Genomic DNA, 24,563 nt, shown 5'->3' on the forward strand with positions numbered 1-24,563 from the left:
TGAATTCCGGGCGCGTCTCCGGCGCGTCCCATTACCGGCGGTCCGGTACCGGCGTCCGGGCACCGTCGTCCCGGCCCCGGCGGTCCGGGGAGAGCGACCGCATTCCGGGCGCCGCGCGGAAAGGCCGGCCCGGCGTCCGGAAAGCCCCCTCCGGCCCGGGAAAGGCCCGCCCGGCCCGGGGAAAGGCCCGCCCGGCGCGCGGGAGGGCCCGCCCCTATTCCTTTGCCGCGCCATTCCCGCGGCCGTGCCGCTTATCGCGCCGGGGCCGGCAGGAGTTCCACGGCGACGTCCGCGGGGAAGCCGGTCGTGGGGCCGGTGCGGCGGGCGAACTCCCGCACTCCCGCGAGTTGCTCGGGGCCGAACCGGAAGTCGAGCGTGCGGAAGTACCGCTCCAGGAGTTCGGCGTCGAAGGTCTCCCAGCGGGCGGCCTGCTCGGCGACCTTGGCGACCTCTTCGAGGGAGAGGTCGCGCGAGGCCAGGAACGCCTGGTGCACCTCGTGGACGGTCTCCGGCTCGCGCGCCAGGAAGTCCCTGCGCGCCGCCCACACGGCGAAGACGAACGGCAGGCCCGTCCACTCCTTCCACATGAGCCCCAGGTCGTGGACCTGGAGGCCGAGCCGGGGGGCGTCGTGCAGGGAGGCCCGGAGCGCGGCGTCGCCGATGAGGACGGCGGCCTCCGCCTCCTGCATCATCAGGCCGAGGTCCGGCGGGCAGGTGTAGTAGTCGGGCTCGACCCCGTACTGCTCGGCCAGGACCAGCTGGGCGAGGCGCACGGAGGTGCGGGAGGTGGAACCGAGGGCCACGCGTGCGTGGTCGAGCTCCGCCAGGGGCCGCTGGGAGACGATCACGCAGGACATGACGGGCCCGTCGCAGCCGACGGCGATGTCGGGGAGCGCGACCAGGTCGTCCGCGTTGCGGAGGTACTCGACGAGGGTGATCGGCCCGATGTCGAGGTCTCCCCGGACGAGCCGCTCGCTGAGCTTCTCCGGCGTGTCCTTGGTGAGCTCGAGATCGAGGAGCGTCCCGGTCCTGGCGAGGCCCCAGTAGAGGGGGAGGCAGTTCAGGAACTGGATGTGTCCGACGCGGGGCCGGCTGCGCTGCTGGTCGTCGGTTGTTTTGTCCACATCGTGAGGCTAGACCCGTCTCGCAGTGTGGGCATCGGCGGGGCACGCGCGTCAGCACACGGAGCGGAATCAAACATGCGGGTGACGTGATCTTTACCTCTACCGCCGAGAGCGTTCTGCGTGCTACGCTCGACGCAAGTTGCAGTTTGGTTTCCCTTGCAGTACAGAGCCTGCGGAGCATGTAACCCGCAGGCTTTTGTAGTTTTCAGACTTGTTTGCAGGTTCTGGAGCAGGGCGACCCTTTGGCCCATAGGAGGGCTCATGGCTACCGGAACCGTGAAGTGGTTCAACGCTGAAAAGGGCTTCGGCTTCATCGCCCAGGACGGCGGCGGCCCGGATGTCTTCGTCCACTACTCCGCGATCAACGCGAACGGTTTCCGCTCGCTCGAGGAGAACCAGCTCGTGACCTTCGACGTCACGCAGGGCCCGAAGGGCCCGCAGGCGGAGAACGTCTCCCCGGCCAACTAAGTTGCCCGGTCGACGAACGCACGACTAGAGCAGTACCCAAGGAGCCCCGCTCCGTGCCTCACGGCGCGAGCCGGGGCTCCTGCCCTTTTCCGGGCACGGGCGTCTCAGCAGTTCGGGATCACGGCCCCGTCGTTGTCGCGGGCCTCGTCGTTGCCCCAGCGGGACAGGTAGTACGCGGACACGTACGCCCCGCGGCCGTTCTTCCCGGCGTAGACGATGTCGAGGTCGGTCCTCAGCCACCAGTGGTTGTAGTTCCCGGAGCCGTCGCGGACCTCCGCGCCCCAGACCTTGCAGTAGACGTAGTTCGTGCCCGCGTCCAGCACGCCCTGCGGGTCGTTCGTGTTCGCCTGGGCGTAGCCGGTGGCGTCGGCGAAGGTGTCGACCCAGTACTTCCCGCCGCCCCCGCCCGGGCAGCCGTTGTCGCTGGTCAGGAACTTGGAGCCGTAGGAGCCGGGGTAGGGGGCGAGGGAGACGCCGTTGATCGCGATGCTCTGGCCGACGCCGTTGTAGAGCTGCTCGTAGTGGATGTGGGCGCCGGAGCTGTTGCCGGTGGAGCCGGTGGTGCCGATCTGCTGCCCCTGCACGACCGGGGCGCCGTCGGCGACGGAGTAGGCGCCGAGGTGGAAGTAGTACGTCTTCCAGCCGCCGCCGTGGTCGATCACGATGTAGTTCCCGGCACCGGTCGGCTGGGAGTAGCGGTGGGCGGTGCCGGACGCCGAGGCGAGGACCGGGGTGCCGGCGGTGGTGCCGCCGTCGGAGCGGACGAAGTCGAGCGCCTGGCGGACCTCGGCCGAGTGGTGGCTGTAGGTCCAGGTCTGCCCGCAGGGGTACGGCGCCTTGAAGAGCGGCGCGGCCTGGGCGGGGGTGGTCGTGACGAGCGCGGTGAGCAGGCCCGCGACGAGCGCGAGCAGGGTGCCGAGGGGGGTGATCCGTGCACGCATGCGTCCTCCGGTACGGGGTCGGGGAGCGGCGGGACAGGGGCGGAGCAGGGGTCGACGCGCGTGGAACGGACCACAGCGTGCCGGAAGACCGCGCGCGGCAGTAGCCCGCGAGGACCACACCGGTCGGGCGGCGCGTACGTAGTCTGGACACATGACCGAACGCAAGCCGCCCGGAGTCAGCTTCGAGTCGTTCGTCGACAAACAGATCCGCGAGGCGGCGGAACGCGGCGACTTCCGCCGCCTGCCCGGCTTCGGCAAGCCCCTCCCCGACGACTCGGCCCCGTACGACGAGCTGTGGTGGATCAAGGGGAAGATGCACCGGGAGGGCGCGTCCGTGCTGCCGCCCTCCCTCGCCCTGCGCAAGGCGGCCGAGGACGCGGAGGCGGAGGCGGCCGCGGCCGTCTCGGAGAGCCAGGTCCGCCGCGTCCTCGGGGAGATCAACACCAGGATCGCCGAGGCGCTCGTCCGCCCGCCGGCGGGTCCCCCGCTGAACCTGAGGCCCTTCGACGTGGAGGCGGCGGTGGAACGGTGGCGGCAGGATCGTTCCTGAACCCCGGGCCCCGGCGGCCCCGGGTCCCCGACCCTGAGGAGCTCCCATGAACAGTGCCGGTCTGCTGCTCGACGCGTTCGGGCGGATCCGTGAGGTCGTCCACGAGGTCGTGGAGGGGCTGACGGACGAGGAACTCTCCGTACGCGTCGATCCCGACGCCAATTCGATCGCCTGGCTCGTCTGGCACCTCACCCGGGTCCAGGACGACCACCTCGCGGACGCCTTCGACACGGACCAGCTGTGGACCTCGGACGGCTGGGCGGACCGCTTCGGGCTGCCCTTCCCGAAGCGCGCCACCGGCTACGGGCAGACGAGCGCGCAGGTCGGCGAGGTCCGCGCGCCGGCGGAGCTGCTGCTCGGTTACCACGACGCCGTGCACGCCCGTACGGAGGAACTGGTCCGCACGGTCACGAACGCGGACCTGGACCGGATCGTCGACACCCGCTGGGACCCGCCCGTCACCCTCGGCGTCCGGCTGGTGTCGGTGATCGCGGACGACCTCCAGCACGCCGGGCAGGCGGCGTACGCGCGGGGCGTGGTGGAGCGGCGGGGCTGAGGCGGGCCCTCCCGGAAGTCTTCTCGACGGTCGTACAACCCTCCGAGTCGCTCAGGGGTCTGGAAACGGGTGCGGCATGCGCCGCACCCGTTTGCACAGGGGGTTTTCTTGCAGCACCGTCCGTCCGGGCGCCGGCTCGCCGCCGCGCTGCTCACACTGTCCACGGTCACCGCCCTGACCGGAACGCTCGTCGCCGTACCGGCCGTCGCCGCCGTCCCGACGGCCGCCGCGACGGCCGCCTCCGCCGCCGACGCGGCGAACCTGCCCGTCGACGCCGAGGTCGTCAGCGCCGGCACCACCGGCTACCTCACGTCCCGCAAGGACGACACCGGCACCACGGTGCTGGAGTGGCACGCGTACGGAGACGGCTCGGTGACGACGGTCGGCACCGGGATCGTCGGCTACGACAGCAACTCCGACTTCCTCGTGACGGGCGACGGCAACACCGTCTCCGTGCGGGACATGAAGGACGGGGGCGCCTGGCGCGCCTCCTTCAACATCGGGGCCGAATTCCCGTCGGGCAGCACGAAGCTCGTCGGCGTGGTCAACGAGAACCTCTTCGTGAGCGTGTCGACCACCGACGACTACCACGAGCTCTGGCAGCTCTCGAAGGTCAACGGCGTCACCAAGAAGAGCAAGCTCTCCTCCCGCCCCAAGAACATCGACTACAAGGTCGTCGCCTCCTCCGGCAACCGGTTCGTCGTCCTGGGCAGCGTCCGGGAGCCGTACATCCCCACGGACCGGATCGTGTACTGGTCGGCCACGTCGGACGTGAACAGCGCCTCGGTCGTCGACTGGGGCGGCAGTTCGGGCACCCTCCAGTGGGACCAGTCGTCGACCGGCGCCCTCACCGCCGACTGGAACGGCTGGGTCCACGCGACGCAGGACGGCGGCCTCGAGTTCAGCGCGCAGCGGACCGGCACCACGACGGTCACGCGCATCCCCCTGACCGGCGAGCTGACCCGGGCCGTCGTCGCGGGCATCGTCGGGGACACCGTCTTCTACGGCGTCCCGGGCACGGCCACCGCGGAGACGCCGGGCCCGCTGTACGCACGGAACCTCATGGACGCGGGCGCCCGGCCGTACAAGGTCCTGGACAACTTCTCCACCGTGGCCCACGCCCCCGACGGCTCCCTGCTCGTGCGCGGGTTCAACGCGGAGGGCGACGGTCTCTTCCGGATCACCGACGGCGGGGTCGCGCTCGAGTCCTCCACCGGCCGGGTCCTGGCCGTGCAGTTCACCGACGCCCGGGTCCCCGCCCACGTCGACCTGGAGAAGGCGGGCACCCCGGTCCCGATGGAGTGGACCCTGTCGCGGGGCAACGCCGTCGTGGACCTCACGCTCACGCACGTCGCCACGGGCAGGAAGCTCACCGCGCGTCTGGACCCGCCCGCCCCGGGCAACCGTTTCACCTACGCCTGGAACGGCCTCCTGGACGGCATCAGCGCCCCCAACGGCTCCTACACCTGGAAGGCCACCGCCACCCCCACCGACGGCATCGGCGGCCCGGCCGGCATCTCCGGCAGCTTCGAGGTCCGGCGCCGGGCCAACGCGCACGACCTCAACGACAACGGCTCGACCGACGTCATCGCCCGGGACGCCTCGGGCAACCTGTGGCGGGACGACCTCTTCGACTGGCCGGTCAACGGGCAGGCCGCGTCCGCCCGGCGGACGAGGATCGGCACGGGCTGGCAGGTCTACCGGCAGATCGAGGCCGTCGGCGACATCGCCGGCTCCGCCCACGGCGACCTGGTCGCCCTGGACGGCTCCGGCTACCTCTGGCACCACCTCGGCAAGGGCGACGGCACCCTGGCCCCGCGCGTGAGGATCGGCGGCGGCTGGGGCGGCTACAAGCAGCTCACCGGCGGCTCCGACCTCAACGGCGACGGCCGCTCCGACCTCCTCGCCACCGACGGCTCAGGCGTCCTGTGGCTCTACAAGGGGACCGGCTCCTCCACCGCGCCCTTCGCCCCGCGCGTCCGCGTCGGCGGCGGCTGGGGGGTCTACAACCAGATCACCGCCACCGGCAACATCGCCGGCGCCGGCGCCGGCGACCTCGTCGCCCGCGACGCCTCGGGGGTGCTGTGGCTCTACCTGGGCTACGGCAACGGCACCTTCGCGCCCCGCATCAGGGTCGGCGGCGGCTGGGGGGCCTTCTCGCAGCTCGTCGGCGCCGGCGACGTCACGAACGACGGCCGCCCCGACCTGATCGCGTACGGGGCGGGCGGCGCCGCCGTCTACCGCTCCACGGGGTCGACCACGGCCCCGTTCAGCCGCCAGACGACCACGCTGTACGCGAACGAGGGCACGAAGTTCAACAGCGTCGCCTGATCCGCACGGCCTCCTCGCCCGTACGACCCGCTGCCGCGGGGCGCGCCCTCCCCACGGCGCGTCCCGCGGCACCGGGGACCGGACGGCGCCGCTCTCGGGCCGGATCGGCAGCGAGACCGCCGGACCGCCCACCTGCCGGACGGTCCCGATCGAAGCCTCCGCGGCCACCCCGACGCCCTGCTCCGACGGATCGGTGGAGCAGCCGAGAAACCGAAACACCAGGGAAGGCAGACGCTTGAACCCCACGCGCCACACCCGGCACCGGCTCGCCGTAGCCGTCGCCCTCGCCGTCACCGCCGGCGTCCTCGCCCCGCCCGCCGTGGCGGCGACCGGCACGCACGCGGAGACGGCGGCCGTCGCGGCGCCCGCCCCCGCGCTCACTCTGCCGCCGGGCTCCCGGCTGGTCGGCAACGGCCCGTCCGGGTTCCTCACCCGTCACGAAGACGGCGGCTTCTCCTGGACCCGGTACGCGGACGGGGTCACGACCGCCCTGCCCGCGGGCTCCGCGGGCACGGTCCGCGCGGACACCGTCGTGGCCTCGGCCGGGACCGTCCACACCGTGTACGACATGTCCGGGGCCTCCTCCCCCGTGACCATCGACATCGGCTACCTCGGCACCGGTGCCACCCTCGTGGACCTCGTCGGCAGCACCCTCGTCGTCAGCGTCCCCAGGGCCGACGGCGGCGACGGCCGGGACGTCCACCTGATCAGCAAGCCGGACGGCACGATCGTCGACCGGCCGGTGTCCAGGCTGCCCGAGGACGCGGACGCCCGCTCCCTCACCAGCCAGGTGGACTCGCCGGACACCCTGTCCCTCCTGTACTACGAGGTCGTGGACAACGGGGCCGAATGGCACGCGGCCGTCGTGGACGTCGCCACCGCCACGGTGGTGGAGGAACGCCGCGTGGCACGAGCCGACCACGACACCGACCTCACCCTGTCCGCCACGCACCTGGCCTGGGCCGAGAGCCCGGCCGCCAACGGGACGGTGGCCCTGAACGTGGCCCGGAGGAACCAGCCCGAGACCACGCGCATCCCCATCGGTTACGGGAGCCGGGTCCAGGCCGAACTGATGGGCGACTGGTTGGCGTACGGGGACACCAACACGACCTCCTACCCCAACCCCCTCCACGGGCTGTCACTCCGCTCGCTGACGACCGGGCAGACCGTCAAGGTCCTCGACAGCCTGGACACCATCCGCAGCCAGTCGGACACCGAACTCCTCGTCCAGGGCGGCACGGTCGACCAGGGCGAGGGCATCTACCGGATCGCGCCCGGCCCCGACGGCACGCCGACCGCCACCCTCGTGGCGAGCACGGGGGTGCCCATCGTCCTCCAGGTCGTGGAGCAGTCGGTCCCCACCACCGCCGACTTCCGTAGGACAGGCGGCGACGTGAAGCTGACGTGGCGGTTCTCCCAGCCCACGTCGGCCCGCATCGAGCTGATCCACACCGCCTCCGGAAAGCGGAGGACGTACACCGAGGGCGCGGACCCCCTCGGGCGGGTCACCGTGACGTGGAACGGCCTGTTCGACGACTTCTACACGGCCTACAACGGCGACTACACCTGGCGGATGACGGCGACGCCCCGCAACGGCATCGGACCGGCCGTCGAGCGGACCGGCACCCTCAAGGTCGACAGCGGGCAGGGCCCGCACAACTTCTCGGACAGCGGCTCGCCCGACCTCCTCGTCCGCGGAAACGACGACCTGTACGTGTTCGACGGCCGCAAGGCGCTCGAATTCGCCCACACGGGCGTGCCGGCCGCGACGAACGCCGGAGCGGGCTGGGCCGCCTACGACCGGGTCCTCACCCCCGGAAACGTCAGCGGCTCCCGGTACTCCGACCTCGTCACCCGGGACAAGACCGGCGTCCTCCGGATCCACCCGGGCACCGGCGACGCCGCCTCCCCCTTCGCCCGGCCCGTCCGGGTGGGCGGCGGCTGGAACACGTACACCGACGTCACCGGCAACGGCGACCTCGACGGCGACGGCCGTCCCGACCTGGTCGCCGCGGACAAGGCGGGCGACCTCTGGTTCTACAAGGGCACCGGAAACGCCTCCGCGCCCTTCGCGCCCCGCAGGAAGATCGGCTACGGCTGGGGCGTCTACAACAAGCTCGTCGCCACCGGGAACATCGGCGGCAACCCCACCGGCGACCTGATCGCCCGCGACGCCTCCGGCGTCCTGTGGCTCTACCTCGGCAAGGGCGACGGCACCTTCGCGGCCCGCACCCGGATCGGCGGCGGCTGGAACGCGTACAACGAGATCGTCGCCGTCGGCGACGCCGACCGCGACGGCCGCCCCGACCTCCTGGCCAACGGGCGCACGGGCCACCTCGACAGCACCCTCGCCCTCTACCGGGGCACCGGCGACTGGAAGGTCCCCTTCGCCCCGCGCGCCGGAGCCGGCACGATCCTGCCCGCCCCCGGCTGGTACACCACGCTGTTCTGACCGGTCACCGGCCCGTCAGCGGCACGGTCGCCCGGACCGCCCTGCCGACGGACCGGTGCTTCACGCCCCACGCCGTGGCGAGGGCGGCGACGGGCAGCAGCCCGTCGCCGCCCTCGTCCGGTTCCCGGGCAGGGGCGGGTCTCCTCAACATCCTTGCCCGGGAGGCCCGTTCACCCCGCCGGCTCCCGGGGGACGACGTGAGGCCGCCTCCACCGGGATCTACGGGCGCGCCCGGCCGGTCACCGACCCGGAGGGCCTTCGGAGGGGCGGCGCCGGGCCGAGTCAGAGGATCGTGTCGTAGACGTCCCAGCCGTAGCCGATCTGCTCGCGGGCCTCGAGGGGCTTGTCGGGGTGCCCCGAGGACTCGCCCTGCCAGAGCCTGCCGGACGTGTCGCGGGCGAGCACGGCCGTCCGCGGGTTCGCCTCGGGGGCGCCCTCGACGGACCGGAAGGCGACGGGGCCGCGGTCGGTGACGGCCCCGGCCCCGTCGGCCACTTCGAGGATGGCCGTGACGTTCCCGAGATGCTCGGCATAGCCGTGGGCGTCGACGCGGATGTCGTACGTCAGGGTCGTTTCGTACCCGGCCCGGGTGTCGGCCTCCGGGAGCGTGGCCACGTCGTGCGGGCCGCCCCACGAGCAGGCCTGGAGGGAAACGCCGTCGACGGCACGGGTGGAGGTGACGAAGGGGTGCGGGGGAAGGCCTGGCCGAGTACCGGAATACACCTGTTCGACGGCCGGTTGGACCGGGACATGCGACGTGACCCGGAGCCGTCCGACGGCATCCACCCCCTGCTGGCGGGGCGGTTCAGCCCGTACCGGTTCGACCCGTCGGCCGTCGTCGACGACCACGCCCTGCGCCTGCTGCTGGAAGCCGCGCGGTGGGCGCCGTCCGCCGGGAACTCCCAGCCGTGGGGCTTCTTCGCGAGCCGGCCCGGGGAGCCGGACCACGAGCGGGTGGTCCGCCACCTCGCGCCCAGCTCGGCCCGGTGGGCGACGGACGCGGGACTGCTCGTCGTCACCCTGACGCGACGCCATGTGGACGGCACGGAGCTGCTCCACTCCGAGTTCGCGGACTACGACCTGGGCCAGGCCGTCGCCCACATGACCCTCCAGGCCGAGGCGCTGGGCCTGTCCTCGCACCAGTTCCGGGCCTTCGACATGGAGCGCCTCACCAAGGAGCTGGACCCGGACCCGGGATGGTCGATCGTCTCCATGGTCGCGCTGGGGAAGGCGGCCGGGGAGCCGCCGGAGGGCCGCGACCGGCGCAGCGTCGCGGACCTGCTGGCCGCGCCCTGGGCCCTCGCGTGAGGTGCGGCGTCGAGTCCCCGCCCGCCGCTGAACGACCGTTCCGGCGACGGCCGGTTCCCCACCGCGCAAAGAAGCGGACGACTGACTAGTGTGGTCACTGGTGCCCCTTATGGGTGAGCACCGGTCGACACGACCGGTGACAGGTGGCAGAGGACCGGCCGGTCGTTCTCACAGTGGAGAAACGCCACTGTTCAACGGTTGAAAAACCAACACCTTCTCCGTTGCTCGAAGGAGACGGAGTCATGGTCAGCATTCTCAAGCGTCGCGTCGCGACGGGCTTCGCAGCCGCCCTGGTGGCGGCGGGAACCGTCGCCGGCCCGACCGCGGCGGGGGCGGCGACGCCCGGCACCGCGAACCTCGCACCCGACAGCCCCTCCATCCTGCCGACGCAGGTCATCATCAACAAGAACGTGACCTTCGGCGGAGGCGTCCCGGTCGGCGGCTGGTACTCGCTGAGCGTCTTCCCCAGCGGGTCCTACAGCTACTCGGGTCACATGCACGACTCGGGCGCACCGAGCTACGACTTCGCCGGTGTCTGCGTCGTGCGCTTCGGCAACGGCACGGCCTTCGTGTTCCAGACGTCCGGCCGGATGCACGGGACCTTCGAATCGGGATCCCGGGACTACAACTGGAACAGAAGCGCTTCGCGCCAGTCCATCCGTGACGCCTTCCGGGACTCGAACGGTGCCTGGAAGGCACGCTGCAGCAACAGGGTCAACCTCAACGTGGGCGCCCTGGTCGACTCGACCGTCCAGGCAGTGGGATACGCCGCGAAGGTCATCGCGATCGTCGCCTGAACCTCCGCCGGACCGGGGTGACCCGGTCGGCCTCCGACGTCATCGAGGACGAGCCGCTCCCCGCCTCCCACAAGCGGCTCGTCCGTCCCGCCTCCGCTCGGATCGGGGCCCGTCCCATGACGGTCGGACACCGGCGACCCGGTTCGCCCGAAACCGCAACGACGGTTCGGCAACGAGAACTTGAGCTCCATTCAGGTCTCCGACCCGCTCGGCTACTGTGTGGCCCATGCAGGGGGAATCGGAAGACCAGTCCAGTCCCGACGGTCTGCGCGGCAGCGGGGCGATGCCGCTCGAATCGGGCGACCCACGGCAGATCGGGGCGTTCAGGCTGCTCGGCGTGCTCGGGTCCGGCGGGATGGGACGGGTCTATCTCGGTGCCGTGCCCGGGAAGTTCGCGGCGGTGAAGCGGGTCCTTCCCGTGCTCGCCGAGGACGCCGACTTCCTCAGGCACTTCGGGCACGAGCTCGACAACCTGGCCCGGCTGCCCGCCGGGGCCAACACCAAGCTCCTCGCGAGCGACCGCACGGCGAAGCCGCCGTGGTTCGCGACCGAGTTCATCCCCGGCATCACCCTCAACGAGGCCGTCCGGCTCAACGGCGGTCCGCTGTCCGGCGGTGCCCTGTGGCGGCTCCTCCGGGAGGCGGCGGCCGGGCTGCGGGTGGTGCACGGCGCGGACATGGTGCACCGCGACCTCAAGCCGTCCAACGTGATGCTGACCGGCACCGGCCTCTCGCTCATCGACTTCGGCGTGGCCCGCGCGGCCGACCAGAGCCGGCTGACCAAGACCGGCATGGTCATCGGCACCCCCGCCTACATGGCCCCCGAGCAGGCCGTCGCCGACCGCCGGCTGACCGGTGCCGCCGATGTGTTCGGCCTGGGCAGCCTCCTGCTGTACGCGGCGAACGGGCGGCCTCCGTTCGGTGACGGCTCCGGGCCCGATCTCCTCTACCGGGTCGTCCACGGCGAGCCGGACTTCGGGCGGCTCGCGGAGGGCGACCCCGAGCTGGCGGAGCTCGTACGGAGGTGTCTCGCCAAGGACCCGGCGGACCGGCCGACGGCCGGCGAGCTCGTCGGGCTCACCGAGGAGCAGGCGGCGGGCGCCGTCTGGCCGGCCGCCGTCGCCGAGCGGATCGCCGAGCGGGCGGTCTTCGCCGCCGGGGCGCCCACCGCCGAGCAGCTCGCGGAGCTGGAGCGGACCGACCCGACGCAGGACGTGGCGACGGCCCCGCTGACCCCGCAGGCCCCGAAGGAGCCCGCGACCGGCGGGCCCGACCCGATCGCCCTCACGGGCACGGGCGCTCCCGACAGGCGGCGGCGCAACCGGTTCGTCATGCTCGCCGTGCCCGTCGTCGTGGCGACCGGAACCACCCTGACCATTGCCCTCAGCCCGTACGTCGGTCGTCTCGGCGCGGCCCCGGAGGCGTCGCCGTCGGCGGTGGCCTCGCAGCCGGCCCAGGTCGGGTCCGCCGGCCCGACGACCGCCAAGCCGTCCGTCAAGCCGTCGGCGTCCAAGAAACCGGGCGCCAAGCCCTCGGGTCCCGCCACGGCCGTCCCGCCGCCGCCCGGTACGGGCGGTGGGGCGGGAGGCACGGGCACGCTGCCCGGAGGCTCCTCGTCCTCCGGCGGTTCGTCCTCCGGCGGTTCGCCCTCCGGGGGCTCGTCCTCCGGGGGTTCCACCACGACCGGTGGCGGGTCCGGCACCTCCGGGTCCGGGTCCGGCTCCTCCACCTCCTCCGGCGGCACGTCCGGTGGGTCGACGTCCCAGCAGCCCGCCCCGCCGCCGGCCACCACCACCCAGCCCGCGCCCCCGCCGTCGACCGGCGGCTCGACACCCTCCGGGACGTACTCCCTGGAGAACGCGACCACGGGCAACTGCCTGGCGGAGTACAACGCGGGCTTCGCCGAGCTCGTCACGACCACGACGTGCGGCTCCCAGGGGAACGGGACGTCCCCCTACTGGTTCTCCTGGTCGTACTCGGCCGGTGCGAACGGGACGTTCCGGCTGGCCAACAGGCACAGCGGTCGCTGCCTCCAGCCCTCGAGCAACATGACCGTCACCACCGCCACGTGCAACAGCTCCTCCCTCCAGGCGTGGAAGGTCGTCTCCTCGTCGTCCTCGGGGCGGGCCCTCAAGAACGTGAGCAGCGGTCTGTGCCTGACGGCCGGTTCGTTCTCCGCGACGGTCTACGCCTGCGGCTCCGACAGCAGCCAGTTCTGGCGGAACATCTCACCCGTCTGAGACCGGGCCGAAGACGGGGACGGTGACGCCCCCGTCCGGGCCCTCCGTGCGGAACGCGACCTCCAGCTCCCTCCCGATCCGGAGGTCCTCCTCCGCCACGCCCACGACCTCCGTCATCATGCGGGGCCCCTCGGCGAGGTCGACGACGGCCGCGACGTACGGGACGCGGTCGCCGAAGGGCGGGAGGTCGTTCCGGTGGACGACCGACCAGGTGTAGAGGGTGGCGCGGCCGCCCGCCCGCTCCCAGCGGACGTCCTCGCTCCAGCAGTGGGGGCAGAACTCGCGCGGGTAGTGGTGGGCGCGGCCGCAGGCGGCGCAGCGGCGCAGCAGCAGGTGCCCTTCGGCGGCGGCGTCCCAGTAGGGGCGGGTGAAGGCGTCGACGTCGGGGAGGTTCGCCGGGGTGGCGGTCATCGGAGGAGTCCGATCGCGGAGTCGAGGGACCAGGTCTGCCAGGACACGGCGAGGAGCGCGACGAGGGAGATCAGCGCCATCATCGCGTTCTGCCCCTGCTCGGCCCAGTCGTGGATCATCAGGACGAGGTAGAGGAGGTTGAGGAGGAGGCCGCCGACGAGGGCGACGGGGGTGAGGAGGCCGGTGACGAGGCCGAGGCTGAGGGCGAGTTCGGCGTGGACGACGACGTACGCCATGAGCTTGGGGCGCGGGGCGACGACGGCGTCGAAGCCGTTCCTCACCACCGCCCACCGGTGTCTGCCGGCCACGTCCGCCGCCCAGGCGATGCCGGTGCCGCGCTCGAACCAGCCCTTCTTGTCCTTGTGGCGCCAGCTCTCCAGCCACCACAGGCCGAGGCCGATGCGGAGGACGGCGAGCCATTCGGCGCCGGTGAGCCAGACGGTCTGCATGCGGACCCTCCCCGTGAACCGGATCTGACGGTACGTCAGTTCAGCGCAGGGCGGGCGGGGAGCGCAAGGGGCGGGCGCGCACGGCCCGTCCGCCCGAGAGAAGCCGGCGAGCGTGACCGATTCGCAACCGAAATCCCTCTTGACCGAGACCCACCGCGTGTACACGTCATTACGCTCAGCCTTCATGGCCACCACCCCCCGAACACCCCCTCCGCAGGCCGTTCACCCCGTGTACGTCATCGGCGGCGGCCCCGGCGGGCTCGCCGTCGCCGCCGCCCTGCGCGCGCGGGGCGTCCGGGCCGTCGTCCTGGAGAAGTCCGACGCCGTCGGTGCCTCCTGGCGCGCGCACTACGACCGACTGCGGCTGCACACCACCCGACGGCTCTCCGCCCTCCCCGGCCTGAAGATGCCCCGCTCCTTCGGCCGCTGGGTCGCCCGCGCCGACGTCGTCCGCTACCTGGAGGCGTACGCGGAGAAGCACGAGCTGGAGATCGTCACCGGCGTCGAGGTCCACCGCGTCGAGCGCTCCGGAGCCGACTGGGTCCTGCACGCCACCGGCGGGCGCCTGCTCACCGGGAGCGCGGTCGTGGTGGCCACCGGGTACAACCACACCCCGCACCTGCCGGACTGGCCCGGTCTCCACGAGTACGGCGGCCGGCTCGTGCACGCGTGCGCGTACCGCGCCCCCGAGCCGTACGCCGGACAGGACGTCCTCGTCGTCGGCATCGGCAACACCGGCGCCGAGATAGCCGCCGACCTCGCCGAGGGCGGCGCGGCCCGGGTGCGGCTCGCGGTGCGGACCGTCCCGCACATCGTGCGCCGCACGACCCTCGGCTGGCCCGCCCAGCGCTCCGGCATCCTGGTGCGGCGGCTGCCGGTGGCCCTGGTCGACCGGATGGGCGCCCTCCTCGCCCGGTTCGCCTCGCCCGACCTCACCGCACACGGACTGCCCCGGCCGGACAAGGGCCTCGCCACCCGGCAGCGGGAGGGTGCGATCCCCGTGCAGGACGTCGGCCTGATCGACGCCGTACGGGCCGGGAAGGTCGAGATCGTGGCGGCCGTGGAGGGCTTCGAGGACGGCGGGGTGCTCCTCGCGGACGGCAGCCGGATCACCCCGGACGCGGTGATCGCGGCGACCGGCTACCGGCGTGCCCTGGAGCCGCTCCTCGGGCACCTGGACGTCCTCGACGGGCGCGGGCTGCCGGTGGCGCACGGGGCGCGCAGCCCGCGCGAGGCGCCCGGGCTGTACTTCACGGGGTTCACGAACCCGATCAGCGGGATGCTCCGGGAGCTGGCGAGGGACGCGGAGCGGATCGCACGGCGGATCGCACGGACGGCGGCGAAACGCGGAGCCGGCCGGGGCGGGCAAGAGACCGGCCGGGGCGGGCAAGGGTCCGACCGGGGCGGGCGGGGGGCCGATCAGGACGGGCGAGGAGCCGATCAGGACGTTTGACCTGCACGGCTCGGACTGCCCCCCGCGCACCCATTCCTGACTGGGCGTCAGTTCTGTAATCTGACTGAACGTCAGGTACATGCGGACGGGTGAAGGGCGGGCGACACACATGCTTGGATCGACACACGGCACCTTCACCACCGATCTGCGCGCCCGCGTGGTCGCCTGCGGCGAGGCGCCCCCGACCGTCGTGCACGGCGTCACCGCCGCCCCCGGCGACCTGGACGTCAGCGGCCGGCCGCTGCACGCCCCCGTCCCCGACCTCGACCGGTTCTTCCGGCCCGAGTCCGTCGCGGTGATCGGCGCCTCCGACGCCGAGGGCCGGCCCAACACCGGCATCACCCGGCAGCTGCTCGCCTGGGCCGAACGGGTCGGCGCCCGGCTCGTGCCCGTGCACCCGACCCGTACGACCGTCTTCGGGATCGACTGCGTGCCCTCCGTCGGCGCGCTCACCGAACCCGTCGACCTCGCCGTCCTCCTCGTCGCCGACCCGCTGCCCGTGATCGAGGAACTCGCCTCGGCCAAGGTGCGGTTCGCGGTCGCCTTCGCCTCCGGCTTCGCCGAGACCGGGGCGGCCGGGGCCGCCGCGCAGGAACGCCTCGCCGCCGCCGTGCGCCGCTCCGGAATCCGCCTCCTCGGCCCCAACACCAACCTCAACGCCTTCGAGCGCTTCCGCGACGACCTCGAAGGCCCCGCCGTCGCCCTCATCACCCAGTCCGGCCACCAGGGGCGGCCCGTCTTCACCCTCCAGGAAATCGGCGTCCGGCTCTCCCACTGGGCGCCCACCGGCAACGAGGCCGACCTGGAGACCGCCGACTTCCTCGCCTACTTCGCCGGACGCCCCGAGGTCGGAGCCATCGCCTGCTACGTCGAAGGGCTCAAGGACGGCCGCTCCTTCCTCCTCGCCGCCGACCGGGCCGCGCGCCGGGGCGTCCCCGTCGTCGCCGTGAAGGTCGGCCGCACCGAGACCGGCGCCCGCACCGCCGCCTCCCACACCGGCAAGCTCACCGGCGCCGACCGGGTCGTCGACGCGGCCATGCGGCAGTACGGGGTGATCCGCGTCGACGGCCTCGACCAGCTCCAGGACACCTCCGCCCTCCTCGCCCGGGCGCGCCGGCCGCTCGCCGAGGGCGTCGTCGTCTACTCCATCTCCGGCGGTACGGGCGCCCACTTCGCCGACCTGGCCACGGCGGCGGGACTCGAACTCCCCACGCTCGGCCAGGCCAAACAGGACGAACTGCACCAGTGGATCCCGGAGTACCTGAACGTCGCCAACCCCGTCGACAACGGCGGTCACCCCGTGGGCGACTGGCGCGGCCGGAAGATCATCGACGCGATCCTCGCCGACCCCTCCGTCGGCGTCCTCATCTGCCCCATCACCGGCCCCTTCCCCCCGATGAGCGACAAGCTCGCCCAGGACCTCGTCGACGCGGCCGAGGCCACGGACAAACTGGTGTGCGTGGTCTGGGGCTCCCCGGTCGGCACGGAGGCGGCCTACCGCGAGACCCTCCTCGGCTCCTCCCGCGTCGCCACCTTCCGCACCTTCGCCAACTGCATCGGAGCCGTGAAGGCCCACCTCGACCACCACCGCTTCACCGCCGCCTACCGCTCCCCCTTCGACGAGGCCCCCCGCACCCCCTCCCCCTCCCTCCGCAAGGCCCGGGCCCTCCTGCGGCCCGGCCGGCGGCTCAGCGAGCACGCGGCGAAACAGCTGCTCCGGGCGTACGGGATACGGGTGCCGCGCGAGCAGCTCGTCACCAGCGCGGCGGCGGCCGTCCGGGCCGCCGGGCTCGTCGGCTACCCGGTCGTGATGAAGGCCTCGGGCGCGCAGCTCGCCCACAAGACGGAACTGGGCCTGGTGAAGGTGGGCCTGACCTCGGCCAGCCAGGTCAGGGACACGTACCGCGAACTCACCGACATCGCCCGGTACGAGTCGGTGGACCTCGACGGCATCCTCGTCTGCCAGATGGTCGGACGCGGCGTCGAGATGGTGGTGGGCGTGACCCACGACGAACTCTTCGGCCCGACGGTCACCGTGGGCCTCGGCGGAGTGCTGGTGGAGGTCCTGGACGACACCGCCGTCCGCGTCCCGCCCTTCGGCGAGCGCGAGGCCCGCTCGATGCTCGGCGAACTGCGCGGCCGGGCCCTGCTCGACGGCGTACGGGGCGCACCGCCCGCCGACGTCGACGCCCTCGTCGAGGTGGTGCTCCGCGTCCAGCGGATGGCCCTCGAACTCGACGGCGACCTCGCCGAACTGGACGTCAACCCGCTGATGGTGCTGCCGCGCGGGCAGGGGGCGGTGGCCCTGGACGCGCTGGCGGTCTGCCGATAGGAGCCCTCGTGCCGGATCTGCTGCACACCGTCGAGAACGGCGTCTCCTGGATCACGCTCAACCGCCCCGAGGCGATGAACGCGGTCACCTGGGACCAGCGGGAGCGGATCATCGCCCTGCTGGCCGAGGCCTCCGCCACCCCGGACGTGCGCTGCGTGGTGGTGACGGCCACCGGACGGGGCTTCTGCGCGGGCGCGGACCTGCGGGGCGCGCCGTCCACCGGCGAGCGTGTCGCGGGGGACGTGGCGCGGATGATCCGGCTCGGCGCGCAGCGCTTCGTCTCCGCCGTACTGGACTGCGAGAAACCGGTGATCGCGGCGGTGAACGGGACGGCGGCCGGGATCGGGGCGCACCTCGCGTTCGCCTGCGACCTGGTGCTCGCGGCGGACTCGGCACGGTTCATCGAGGTGTTCGTACGGCGGGGGCTGGTCCCGGACGGGGGCGGGGCGTACCTCCTGCCCCGGCTGATCGGGCCGCGCCGGACGAAGGAGTTGATGTTCTTCGGCGACGCGGTGCCGGCGGCGGAGGCCCTCGGGATGGGCCTGGTGAACCGGGTCGTCCCCGCGGACGAGCTGGAGGAGACGGCACGGGAATGGGCCGAACGCCTGGCCCAGGGCCCGACGCGGGCCCTGACCCTCACGAAGCAGCTGGTCAACGCGTCGCTGGACGTGGACCGCGCCGCCGCCTTCGCGGCGGAAGCGGTCGCCCAGGAACTGAACATGACCACCCGGGACGCCCAGGAGGGCGTGGCGAGTTTCGTGGAGCGGCGGGAGGCGCGGTACGAGGGACGGTAGCGGGGGCCGTCGCACCGGGGCCCCGGGGGGCGTCGCGCACACGCCGGACACACCGCTCCGGGGGAACGGAAGGCCCTGCTCCGAGCGCTCGCGCGAAAGACCCGGAAGGTCCCCTCTCCTGGCTCCCGCCCTGCTGACGGCCCTCGTGGAGCCGGTGGTCCCGACGAGCCCGGCGGCGACGGCGGCCCCGGCGCCGTCCAGCGCGACACCCCCGCAGGACCCGGTTCCCGACCGGCGTCGCGGGGACCCGGGCGACGGGAACCGTCGCGGGCCGGCCGAGTCGGTGGCCATCGTCCCCGGAGGCTTCCCATCTGACGAACCGTCAGTTTCAATGGACGGCGTGATGGGACACGCGGGGATGGCGGCCACCGCCGTCCGACACCTGAGAGCGGCCGGTTCGCCGACGGCCGTGGAACCACTGCCCCGACCCGCCCTGCGCGCGGTACGGGAGGACGAGCGCCCACCCGTCGACCCGGCCGAATTCCGCCGCGTCCTGGGCCACTTCGCGAGCGGGGTGACGATCGTGACGGCCCTCGACGCCGACGGGCCGACCGGCTTCGCCTGCCAGTCCTTCGCCTCCCTCTCCCTCGACCCGCCCCTCGTGGCCTTCATGGTCGCCCGGACGTCGACCACCTGGCCCCGGATCGCGGCGGCCGGAACCTTCTGCGTCAACGTCCTCGGCGCCGGACAGGACGAACTGTGCCGGTCCTTCGCGGTGAGCGGCGCGGACAAGTTCGCGGGCGTCGCGTGGGACCCGGCCCCGGCCACCGGCTCCCCGCGCCTCGCCGGCGCGCCCGCCTGGATCGACTGCACGGTCACCACGGTCCACACCGGCGGGGACCACCTGATCGTGGTGGGGCGGGTGGAGGGCCTGGACGCGACGGAGGGGGCCGGGGGGCCGCTGCTCTTCCACCGGGGGCGGTTCGGCCGCTTCAGCGGGTAGCCGCCCCCGGCGCGGGCGCACCCCGCCGTTGCGGTCTGCGCCCACCCCCGCCGTGGGCCGCACCCACCCCCGCCGTGGGCTGCGCCCGCCCCCGTTGTGGGCCGCACCCCCCCCGTTGTGGGCAGTCGTTCCGCTGGGGCGGAACGGGTGGGCACAACGGAACGGCGCCCCTTGCCGGCGCCCGAGGCTGCTGCGCCTGGACCCGCACCGAACGTGCGCCGCACGACGTGGTGCGGGTCGGGGCCCGGAACGCGGAGGCGCCGCTGGAGGGCGCCGTCCCGTGTGCCCACCCGTCCCGCCCAGCGGGACGATTGCCCACACGGGGGGTGCGGGAGGGGCATCGCCCATCAGAGCGCGGGCCCCACACAGGGGGTGGGCCGGGGCATCGCCCATCAGGGCGCGGGCCCACACGGCGGGCGGGGGCACCGCCCAGTAGGGCATGGGCCCCACGCGGGCGGGGGGCGCGGCGACCGGGGGGAGTCGGGCGTGCCCTCGTCAGGGCCGCTCATCGGCGGTCATCGTGCCCCCGCCAGGGGCGCCGGCTCCGTCCGGGGGCGGCTGATGACCAGGGCCATCAGGGCCGCCGCCGCGCACAGCGCGCCCGAGGCGTACCAGACGACGTCGTACGTGCCGAAGACGTCGCGGGCCACGCCGCCCGCGAAGGCGACGGCCGCCGCGCCGACCTGGTGGGAGGCGAGGACCCAGCCGAAGACGATCGCCGAGTCCTCGCCGTAGTGCTCGCGGCACAGGGCGATGGTGGGCGGGACGGTGGCGACCCAGTCGAGGCCGTAGAAGACGATGAAGAAGAGCATCGGGGGGTGCACGGCCGGGGCCAGGAGCATGGGGAGGAAGAGGAGCGAGATCCCGCGGAGGGCGTAGTAGACCGCCAGGAGCCGGCGCGGCGAGAAGCGGTCGGTGAACCAGCCGGAGGCCACCGTGCCGACGACGTCGAAGACGCCGATCACCGCGAGCAGTCCGGCCGCCGCCGTCACGGGCATGCCGTGGTCGTGGGCGGCGGGCACGAAGTGGGTCTTGACGAGGCCGTTCGTCGAGGCTCCGCAGATCGCGAAGGAGCCGGCGAGGAGCCAGAAGGGGCCGGTGCGGGCCGCCTTGAGCAGGACGGCGAGCGCGCGGCGGGCCGCGCCGGGGGCGGGGGTGGGCTTGTCGGCGTACTCCCCGCCGTACGGGGCGAGCCGGACGTCCGCCGGGTGGTCGCGGAGCAGCAGCCAGACGAAGGGGACGACGGTGAGGGCGGCCAGGGCCACCGTCACCGCGGCCGGGCGCCAGCCGTGGTGCTCCACCAGCCAGGAGAGGAGGGGGAGGAAGACCAGTTGGCCCGAGGCGCCCGCCGCCGTGAGGATGCCCGTCACCAGCCCCCGCCGCGCGACGAACCAGCGGTTGGTGACCGTGGCGGCGAAGGCGAGGGCCATGGAGCCGCTGCCGAGGCCGACGAGGACGCCCCAGTAGAGGACCAGTTGCCAGGCCGCCGTCATCCAGACGGTGAGCAGCGAGCCCAGAGCGATGACGCCGAGGGCCACGGCCACCACCCTGCGGATGCCGAAGCGGTCCATGAGCGCGGCGGCGAACGGGGCGGTCAGGCCGTAGAGGGCGAGGTTCACCGAGACGGCGAAGCCGATGGTGCCCCGCGACCAGTGGAACTCCTCGTGCAGCGGTTCGATCAGGAGGCCCGGCAGGGAGGCGAAGGCCGCGGCGCCGATGATCGTGACGAAGGTGACCGCCGCGACGAACCAGGCGCGGTGGACGCGGGGGGTGCGGGGGACACGGGGCGACGGACCGGCCGGCGTGGTGGCGGCGGACGTCTCGGTTGTCTGGGCCATGCCACCGAGCATTCCGGGCCGCTCCCTCCCCCGCCATTGGCCCGAACGACAGGTTTCCAACGGATCGGGCCACGCACCCCTACACCCGCGGCAGCGTCCTGACGGGGCGCGCCACCAGCAGCGCCGCCACCACGAGCACCGCGATCCCCGCCCCCGCGAGCAGCACCTCCTCCGTGCCGACCGCCGCCGCCACCGGCCCCGACAGGGTGCGGCCGACGCCCATCATCAGGAGCGAGCCGGCCACGTCGTACGCGTGCATCCGGTTCAGCGCCTCCTGCGGCACGTGCGTCTGGACCGAGGTGGACCACATGACCAGCCAGAAGGCGAAGGCCGCCCCGCCGATGAACTGCCCGGCGCCGAGGGCCCCGACCGGCGCGCCCGTGCCGAGCAGGGTCAGGTTCACCGGGAGGCCGAGGAGCGCCACCGCGCCCGCCGCGAGGGGGCGGCGCGGGCGCAGCCGGATCGCGAGGAGGCCGCCGGCGGCGCTGCCGGCGCCGTTGACGGCCATGAGCGTGCCGTACGCGGCCGAGCCGTGCTCCCCGGTGACGAGGCTCGCGGTGAGCGGGACCATGGGTCCGGCGACGGTCAGCCCGTACACCGTCCAGATGGAGATGACGCCCCAGAGCCAGCTCCGCGACCTGAACTCCCGCCATCCACCGGCGAGTTCCGCACCGAGGGAGGCGCGCGGCGCGGTGTCGGAGGGGATCGGGGCGAGCCGCATCAGCAGGAAGCAGACGGCGCTCACCGCGAACGTGACGCCGTTGACGGCGAAGGCGGCACCGGCGTTCCGAACGGCGACGAGCAGACCGGCGGCGGCCGGTCCCGCCATGGTCATGAGGGCCTCGACGACCCGCAGGACGGCGTTGGCGCGCTGCACGTCGGGGGCGATGCGGGGGATGGTGGAGGCGACGCCCGGCTGGAAGAGGGCGGCGCCGACGCCGCTGAGGGCGGAGAGGGCGTAGACGGCCCAGAGCGGCGGGCCGCCGAGCGTGAAGGAGACGGCGAGGACGGCGGCGCCGGGCAGCCGCAGGAGGTCGGCGAGGATCATCATGCGGCGGGCGGTGAAGCGGTCGGCGAGGACGCCGCCGAAGAGCACGAAGAGCGCGAAGGCGGCGGTCCAGCCGCCCAGCGCGTAGCCGACGGTGGAGCCGGGGTGGCCTGCGCCGAGGAGTCCGGCGGCGAAGGCGACCGGGACCATGCCCTCGCCGAAGACGGCGACGCCCCGGGCGACGAAGAAGAGCCGGAAGTTACGGTTCCACAGCGCGGGCGGCACGACCGGGGCGGGAATCCGCCCGGTGGCCTCAGACTTGTACGTGTTGTCCGTCACGGACACGTACTCGTACCAGTCGTATGGTCTGGACCACCACCGATTTACGGAGGAGCACCCCGCCCGTGCAGCAGCCGCACCGCGTCGCCGTCCTCGCCCTGCCCGGCCTCCTCCCCTTCGAGCTGGGCATCCCGCACCGCATCTTCGGCCGGGCGAAGGGCCCCGGGGGCCGACCGCTGTACGAGATCGTGACCTGCGCCCCGAAGGCCGGTCCGGTGCAGACGGACGCCGACTTCTCGATCCACGTCGAGCACGGCCCGGAGGCCCTCGCCACCGCCGACACGGTCGTCGTGCCCGCCTCCTACGAGCTCGGGCCGGTCCACGACGAGGGCAGGCTCCCCGAGGAGCTGGCCGCGGCGCTCGCCCGCATCCGGCCCGGCACCCGGCTGGTCTCCATCTGCACCGGCGGGTACGTGCTCGCCGCGGCCGGCTTCCTCGACGGGCGCCCGGCCACCACCCACTGGGCGTCCGCCGAGCACTTCCAGCGCCTCTTCCCGCGCGTGCGGGTCGACGCGGACGTCCTCTTCATCGACGACGGCGACGTCCTCACCTCGGCCGGGGTGGCCGCCGGCATCGACCTGTGCCTGCACATCGTGCGCCGCGACCACGGCACGGCCGTCGCCAACGACGTCGCCCGCAGGACCGTCGTGCCGCCCCACCGGGACGGCGGCCAGGCCCAGTACATCGAGCGGCCCCTGCCGGAGGCCGGCACCCACACCACGACCACCGCGCGGGCCTGGGCGCTCGCCCACCTCCACGAGCCGATCCAGCTGCGGGACCTGGCGGAGAAGGAGGCGATGAGCGTCCGGACGTTCACCCGCCGCTTCCGCGACGAGGTCGGCGTCAGCCCCGGCCAGTGGCTCACCCAGCAGCGCGTCGAACGCGCCCGGCACCTGCTGGAGTCCACCGGCCTGCCGGTCGACCGGGTCGCCCGGGACGCGGGCTTCGGCACGGCCCAGTCGCTGCGGACGCACCTGATGAGCGCGATCGGGGTGACGCCGACGTCCTACCGGCGGACGTTCCGCACGGGGGCGTCCTCCGTCTGAACCTCCGGCACGTCGGGGGTGCGCCGCGTCAGCCGCCGCTCCCCCGCCGCGCCGATCACCGCGAGCAGCACCGTCAGGGCCACCCCCCAGAGGATCGCCGTCGACGGGGCCGCCACCTTGAGCAGCGCGCCGGCGAGCGTGCCGCTCGCCGCGTAACCGGCGCCCACCGCCGCGTACATGACCGAGTACCCGGCGGCGATCGCGGACGGCGGGAGGACCTGCCGGAGGGCCAGGTTACGGGTGAGGCTCGCGGGAGCCTGGAGGAGCCCGGCGGCGACCAGGGCCACCGCGATGGCCGCGGTCCACGGCAGCACGGCGACGAGGGCGACGCCCGCGGCCACCGCGAGGACCAGGACCAGGGACTGGACGGCCAGCGGACCGGGCCAGCTCCCCCGGAGGCCGTACACGAAACCGCCGACCGCCGAACCGATCGAGAACCCGGCGAGCAGCGGTCCCGCCCAGCCGATGCCGATCCCGCGCTGTTCGAGGAGCGCGGGCAGGATCAGCTCGGCGAGCGCGAGCAGGGTGAGGCCGGCGGCCCCCAGGACGTACACGGGCCAGGCCCGCAGCAGCGCCCTCCGCATCGCGGCGCCCTCCTCCCGCGCCGCACCGGACCAACCGGCGGGCAGCGCCCACAGCCCGGCCACCGACAGCCCCATCAGGACGCCCTGCGACAGCAGCGGTACGGCGGGGTCGACGCCGAGCGCCAGACCGGTGGTGAGGGCGGGCGCGGCCGCCCAGATGGCGAAGGTCAGCACCGATTCCATGCTCATCGCCTGGGTGACGGCCCGCTCGGGGACCAGGCTGGTCAGCAGGGCGCGCAGCCCGCCGGGCACGGCGGCGGGACCGGCACCCGCGAGCAGCGCGAGGGCCGCGAGGACGGCGGGGTGCGCGCCGGGCGCGAGCCCGAGCCCGGCGAACCCGGCGGCGCCGACCGCGAGTCCGGCGGCGAGCTGCGGCCGGGCCCGCTCGGCGTTCATCCGCATGCCGAGGACGGGCGCGGCGAGGATCTCCCCGAGGACGTACGCGGCGGCGAGGACCGCTCCGAGCGTGTAACCGCCGGGCCGTTCCCGTACGAGGAACACGAGCGCGAGCGGCGCCATGGCGACGGGCAGCCGGCCGGCGACGGTGACGGCGGACCAGGCGAGGACGGGTCGGACGGCGAGCTCGCGGTAGGACATGTCCAGGACCGTAACGGCCGTAC

At 73.6% G+C, this 24,563-nt stretch carries 22 protein-coding genes; 13 read left to right on the forward strand and 9 right to left on the reverse strand.

Annotated elements, in window-relative coordinates; translation table 11 throughout:
* Positions 1–251: 251 nt before the first annotated feature.
* A complete protein-coding gene (locus IE180_RS16080) occupies positions 252–1,124 on the reverse strand; it encodes a menaquinone biosynthetic enzyme MqnA/MqnD family protein (protein ID WP_190157540.1) in 873 nt (290 codons plus the stop codon).
* A 261-nt stretch (positions 1,125–1,385) separates the two neighbouring features.
* Between IE180_RS16080 and IE180_RS16085 the strand changes: the two genes are divergently transcribed.
* Positions 1,386–1,592: a cold-shock protein gene (locus IE180_RS16085; RefSeq protein ID WP_190157541.1), complete on the forward strand. Its 207-nt coding sequence runs from the start codon at positions 1,386–1,388 to the stop codon at positions 1,590–1,592.
* Between the two features lie 104 nt (positions 1,593–1,696).
* Here IE180_RS16085 and IE180_RS16090 read toward each other — a convergent pair whose 3' ends face one another.
* Positions 1,697–2,533, reverse strand: a complete 837-nt coding sequence (locus IE180_RS16090; RefSeq protein WP_190157542.1) for a M23 family metallopeptidase — start codon at positions 2,531–2,533, stop codon at positions 1,697–1,699.
* A 151-nt stretch (positions 2,534–2,684) separates the two neighbouring features.
* Between IE180_RS16090 and IE180_RS16095 the strand changes: the two genes are divergently transcribed.
* From IE180_RS16095 to IE180_RS16110, 4 genes are all read left to right on the forward strand, one after another.
* A complete protein-coding gene (locus IE180_RS16095) occupies positions 2,685–3,083 on the forward strand; it encodes a DnaJ family domain-containing protein (protein ID WP_190157543.1) in 399 nt (132 codons plus the stop codon).
* Between the two features lie 46 nt (positions 3,084–3,129).
* Positions 3,130–3,639, forward strand: coding sequence for a mycothiol transferase (locus IE180_RS16100; RefSeq protein ID WP_190157544.1), 510 nt, complete (start codon positions 3,130–3,132; stop codon positions 3,637–3,639).
* A 108-nt stretch (positions 3,640–3,747) separates the two neighbouring features.
* Positions 3,748–5,970 (forward strand): FG-GAP repeat domain-containing protein, encoded by a 2,223-nt coding sequence (locus IE180_RS16105; RefSeq protein ID WP_190157545.1) that lies wholly within the window; start codon positions 3,748–3,750, stop codon positions 5,968–5,970.
* A 235-nt stretch (positions 5,971–6,205) separates the two neighbouring features.
* Positions 6,206–8,422: an FG-GAP-like repeat-containing protein gene (locus IE180_RS16110; protein WP_190157546.1), complete on the forward strand. Its 2,217-nt coding sequence runs from the start codon at positions 6,206–6,208 to the stop codon at positions 8,420–8,422.
* Positions 8,423–8,426: 4 nt separating this feature from the next.
* Here IE180_RS16110 and IE180_RS16115 read toward each other — a convergent pair whose 3' ends face one another.
* Both IE180_RS16115 and IE180_RS16120 read right to left on the reverse strand, forming a co-directional pair.
* Positions 8,427–8,573 carry an ATP-binding protein gene (locus tag IE180_RS16115; RefSeq protein ID WP_190157547.1) on the reverse strand — a complete coding sequence of 49 codons (147 nt, stop codon included), beginning with the start codon at positions 8,571–8,573 and terminating at the stop codon, positions 8,427–8,429.
* Positions 8,574–8,704: 131 nt separating this feature from the next.
* Positions 8,705–9,037 carry a hypothetical protein gene (locus tag IE180_RS16120; RefSeq protein ID WP_190157548.1) on the reverse strand — a complete coding sequence of 111 codons (333 nt, stop codon included), beginning with the start codon at positions 9,035–9,037 and terminating at the stop codon, positions 8,705–8,707.
* A gap of 135 nt (positions 9,038–9,172) precedes the next feature.
* On the opposite strand from IE180_RS16120, the gene IE180_RS16125 reads away from it, so the two are divergent.
* From IE180_RS16125 to IE180_RS16135, 3 genes are all read left to right on the forward strand, one after another.
* On the forward strand, positions 9,173–9,730 hold the full coding sequence (locus tag IE180_RS16125; protein WP_190157549.1) for a nitroreductase family protein: 558 nt from the start codon (positions 9,173–9,175) through the stop codon (positions 9,728–9,730).
* Between the two features lie 242 nt (positions 9,731–9,972).
* A complete protein-coding gene (locus IE180_RS16130; RefSeq protein WP_190157550.1) occupies positions 9,973–10,527 on the forward strand; it encodes a hypothetical protein in 555 nt (184 codons plus the stop codon).
* A gap of 226 nt (positions 10,528–10,753) precedes the next feature.
* Positions 10,754–12,766, forward strand: a complete 2,013-nt coding sequence (locus IE180_RS16135; RefSeq protein WP_229860504.1) for a serine/threonine-protein kinase — start codon at positions 10,754–10,756, stop codon at positions 12,764–12,766.
* Here IE180_RS16135 and IE180_RS16140 read toward each other — a convergent pair.
* Entirely contained in the window at positions 12,755–13,177 is a 423-nt protein-coding gene (locus IE180_RS16140) for a Zn-ribbon domain-containing OB-fold protein (protein ID WP_190157551.1), read from the reverse strand. The genes IE180_RS16135 and IE180_RS16140 overlap by 12 nt on opposite strands.
* A complete protein-coding gene (locus IE180_RS16145; RefSeq protein WP_190157552.1) occupies positions 13,174–13,626 on the reverse strand; it encodes a DoxX family protein in 453 nt (150 codons plus the stop codon). The genes IE180_RS16140 and IE180_RS16145 overlap by 4 nt, the downstream gene beginning before the upstream one ends.
* Before the next feature lie 184 nt (positions 13,627–13,810).
* Here IE180_RS16145 and IE180_RS16150 point away from each other — a divergent pair, with 184 nt between their 5' ends.
* From IE180_RS16150 to IE180_RS16165, 4 genes are all read left to right on the forward strand, one after another.
* Positions 13,811–15,079, forward strand: a complete 1,269-nt coding sequence (locus IE180_RS16150) for a flavin-containing monooxygenase (protein WP_190157553.1) — start codon at positions 13,811–13,813, stop codon at positions 15,077–15,079.
* A gap of 109 nt (positions 15,080–15,188) precedes the next feature.
* Positions 15,189–17,411 (forward strand): acetate--CoA ligase family protein, encoded by a 2,223-nt coding sequence (locus IE180_RS16155; RefSeq protein ID WP_190157554.1) that lies wholly within the window; start codon positions 15,189–15,191, stop codon positions 17,409–17,411.
* 8 nt (positions 17,412–17,419) lie between these two features.
* Positions 17,420–18,205 (forward strand): enoyl-CoA hydratase/isomerase family protein, encoded by a 786-nt coding sequence (locus IE180_RS16160; RefSeq protein ID WP_268255456.1) that lies wholly within the window; start codon positions 17,420–17,422, stop codon positions 18,203–18,205.
* A 358-nt stretch (positions 18,206–18,563) separates the two neighbouring features.
* A complete protein-coding gene (locus IE180_RS16165) occupies positions 18,564–19,148 on the forward strand; it encodes a flavin reductase family protein (protein WP_190157699.1) in 585 nt (194 codons plus the stop codon).
* A gap of 515 nt (positions 19,149–19,663) precedes the next feature.
* Here IE180_RS16165 and IE180_RS16170 read toward each other — a convergent pair.
* Complete coding sequence (locus tag IE180_RS16170; protein ID WP_190157555.1) at positions 19,664–20,986, reverse strand: MFS transporter; 1,323 nt, start codon at positions 20,984–20,986, stop codon at positions 19,664–19,666.
* A gap of 79 nt (positions 20,987–21,065) precedes the next feature.
* Complete coding sequence (locus IE180_RS16175; RefSeq protein WP_190157556.1) at positions 21,066–22,319, reverse strand: MFS transporter; 1,254 nt, start codon at positions 22,317–22,319, stop codon at positions 21,066–21,068.
* Positions 22,320–22,378: 59 nt separating this feature from the next.
* On the opposite strand from IE180_RS16175, the gene IE180_RS16180 reads away from it, so the two are divergent.
* Entirely contained in the window at positions 22,379–23,359 is a 981-nt protein-coding gene (locus IE180_RS16180) for a GlxA family transcriptional regulator (RefSeq protein ID WP_229860506.1), read from the forward strand.
* On the opposite strand, the gene IE180_RS16185 is transcribed toward IE180_RS16180, so the two are convergent.
* On the reverse strand, positions 23,320–24,540 hold the full coding sequence (locus IE180_RS16185; RefSeq protein WP_190157558.1) for an MFS transporter: 1,221 nt from the start codon (positions 24,538–24,540) through the stop codon (positions 23,320–23,322). The two genes, IE180_RS16180 and IE180_RS16185, sit on opposite strands and share 40 nt — an antisense overlap.
* Positions 24,541–24,563: the final 23 nt, after the last annotated feature.

The sequence above is a fragment of the Streptomyces litmocidini genome, from assembly GCF_014649755.1.
In the GTDB taxonomy this organism is placed as follows: domain Bacteria; phylum Actinomycetota; class Actinomycetes; order Streptomycetales; family Streptomycetaceae; genus Streptomyces; species Streptomyces litmocidini.

Excerpts from the sequence above, each read along its gene's own strand:
- IE180_RS16085 (WP_190157541.1), top strand. The coding sequence starts at position 1,386 with ATGGCTACCGGAACCGTGAAGTGGTTCAACGCTGAAAAGGGCTTCGGC.
- IE180_RS16090 (WP_190157542.1), bottom strand. The coding sequence starts at position 2,533 with ATGCGTGCACGGATCACCCCCCTCGGCACCCTGCTCGCGCTCGTCGCG.
- IE180_RS16095 (WP_190157543.1), top strand. The coding sequence starts at position 2,685 with ATGACCGAACGCAAGCCGCCCGGAGTCAGCTTCGAGTCGTTCGTCGAC.
- IE180_RS16100 (WP_190157544.1), top strand. The coding sequence starts at position 3,130 with ATGAACAGTGCCGGTCTGCTGCTCGACGCGTTCGGGCGGATCCGTGAG.
- IE180_RS16115 (WP_190157547.1), bottom strand. The coding sequence starts at position 8,573 with ATGTTGAGGAGACCCGCCCCTGCCCGGGAACCGGACGAGGGCGGCGAC.
- IE180_RS16125 (WP_190157549.1), top strand. The coding sequence starts at position 9,173 with ATGCGACGTGACCCGGAGCCGTCCGACGGCATCCACCCCCTGCTGGCG.
- IE180_RS16130 (WP_190157550.1), top strand. The coding sequence starts at position 9,973 with ATGGTCAGCATTCTCAAGCGTCGCGTCGCGACGGGCTTCGCAGCCGCC.
- IE180_RS16135 (WP_229860504.1), top strand. The coding sequence starts at position 10,754 with ATGCAGGGGGAATCGGAAGACCAGTCCAGTCCCGACGGTCTGCGCGGC.
- IE180_RS16140 (WP_190157551.1), bottom strand. The coding sequence starts at position 13,177 with ATGACCGCCACCCCGGCGAACCTCCCCGACGTCGACGCCTTCACCCGC.
- IE180_RS16145 (WP_190157552.1), bottom strand. The coding sequence starts at position 13,626 with ATGCAGACCGTCTGGCTCACCGGCGCCGAATGGCTCGCCGTCCTCCGC.
- IE180_RS16150 (WP_190157553.1), top strand. The coding sequence starts at position 13,811 with ATGGCCACCACCCCCCGAACACCCCCTCCGCAGGCCGTTCACCCCGTG.
- IE180_RS16155 (WP_190157554.1), top strand. The coding sequence starts at position 15,189 with ATGCTTGGATCGACACACGGCACCTTCACCACCGATCTGCGCGCCCGC.
- IE180_RS16165 (WP_190157699.1), top strand. The coding sequence starts at position 18,564 with ATGGCGGCCACCGCCGTCCGACACCTGAGAGCGGCCGGTTCGCCGACG.
- IE180_RS16170 (WP_190157555.1), bottom strand. The coding sequence starts at position 20,986 with ATGGCCCAGACAACCGAGACGTCCGCCGCCACCACGCCGGCCGGTCCG.
- IE180_RS16185 (WP_190157558.1), bottom strand. The coding sequence starts at position 24,540 with ATGTCCTACCGCGAGCTCGCCGTCCGACCCGTCCTCGCCTGGTCCGCC.